Origin of the sequence: Clostridium sp. LS (assembly GCF_002760435.1) — a bacterium.
Classification (GTDB): domain Bacteria; phylum Bacillota; class Clostridia; order Clostridiales; family Clostridiaceae; genus Clostridium.
The window spans coordinates 1-1676 of the sequence record NZ_AUUU01000189.1; the positions used below are offsets into that span (position 1 = coordinate 1).

A 1676-nucleotide genomic window follows, 5' to 3' on the forward strand; every position below is an offset into this window, starting at 1 on the left:
TTTCATAGTTTTTCGTAACAAAAATATTTATTATTTCGGTAAGCTACCACATAAATCTAGTTTACATGTTGTTTATTTATAGTTTGGTATATTTACAATAAATATGATACATACATAAATATTATTGTAATGGCACTATACAAGAGCTTTAGTAATATTTACTTGTTGATTATACTATGAAGTGCAAATTATAATTTATATAGGTATGAAATTATAAGGAATTACTTAAGTGAATTAATGATGAATAAAAACTATAAAGAGATGCGGGAGACTGATAAATATGGCTTATGAAGATGAATTGCTTATTACTTATGGATTAGGGTATGCTTTTGAGAAAAGTAAATTATTAATTGTTTCAGAACTTGAGGAAAAAACTGTTTTAAAAAAAGAATTAGATATTATGAAAGAGATAAATATAATTAATGAATTTAAGGAAAAATTACATTCTGAAAGTGATTTAAGATTCCCTAAGAGCTATATTACAAATGTAGAAGAAGCTTTAGAGGAGAAGTTATCAAAGACTATACCCATAATTACATCAATAAAAGCCAAGAATATGACAAAACAAGATCATCTCATGGACGAATATATAAAAAAAGATTTGAGCCTAGTAAGATTAAGAAAAGAAGGCTACATACAAAAGGATTTAACTTTAATAAAAGAGTATCTAGATAAGTGCACTGAAAATTTAGATATAAGTATAGAAAACAAAGAACAGAAAGCATTGAAATTTAATAAAATTGTTTTAAAAATTATTTTAACTTCAAGCTTTGGAAATGATTTTAGTTCCTTCTTGAGCCAACAAGGACAAGCTGGAAGTATAAACAAGTTAGATAAAGCTATGGAGAAACATTTAGAAGATGCCCTTAAGAATAAGTATTTAGTAATAAAGAAGTATAATGAATTAGATTTTTTAAATTTACTTTTATTTCTTGAGGAATGGCAAGGAAAGCATTTTGAATGGGACGAAAAATATACAAGCTTATTGTTTTCTGTAAATAAGGACGGGCAAAAATATAAAGGTCCACAGTCCGAAATAAAAGATTATGTAATATCTTTTATTAAGGAAAAAAGGTATTTGTATTTTCCCTTTGGCAAATACAATGAGGAAAATATATTTATAACTTTAAACGATGAAAAGTATTGTAATAAAGCAAAAAATCAAGAAAATAATACTAAACCTAAATATATGGTTTTAGAAAAAAAAGAAGGAAACCTATATCAAATTATATCAAATGACTACAAAGAAATTGATTTAAGTTATAACTATGAATTAGGCTATTTACTTTCCTATGAAAATGACAATGTCAATATTTCTTTGGTTACATACGATAAAATCAATGATACGGTAAATCATATAAATAAATACGACGACTTAAAAACAGAAATGATTAAGGCGCTAGAAGAACATTTTATAATATAAAAATACCGACAGAAGGAAAGACTAACTATGTTGCTCAATTCTATTCTCAACACAACACTGAGCAAAATAGTTAGTCTTTATTGTGGTATTTATATATTTCTAAATATAATTCAAGTTTATAGTATCTTGGAAATTTATAGATACCAAAATTTTTAACTTGATTTATTAGATAGACATATATGCCTATCTTTATGTGTATATCTTCACCAGAAATAATAAATATTCTTATGCAGAAGGCATTTAAAAATGAGCT

Annotated in this window: 2 protein-coding genes; one reads left to right on the forward strand and one right to left on the reverse strand. The window is 25.2% G+C overall.

Translation table 11 applies throughout. The features are described from left to right. Window positions 1-280 precede the first annotated feature (280 nt). Entirely contained in the window at window positions 281-1423 is a 1143-nt protein-coding gene (locus COL3_RS25895; RefSeq protein ID WP_008425374.1) for a hypothetical protein, read from the forward strand. A gap of 70 nt (window positions 1424-1493) precedes the next feature. Here the strand turns inward: COL3_RS25895 and COL3_RS29145 are convergent. After that, window positions 1494-1676, reverse strand: a 183-nt coding sequence (locus tag COL3_RS29145) for a hypothetical protein (RefSeq protein WP_207655457.1), incomplete at its 5' end; no start/stop codon positions are given.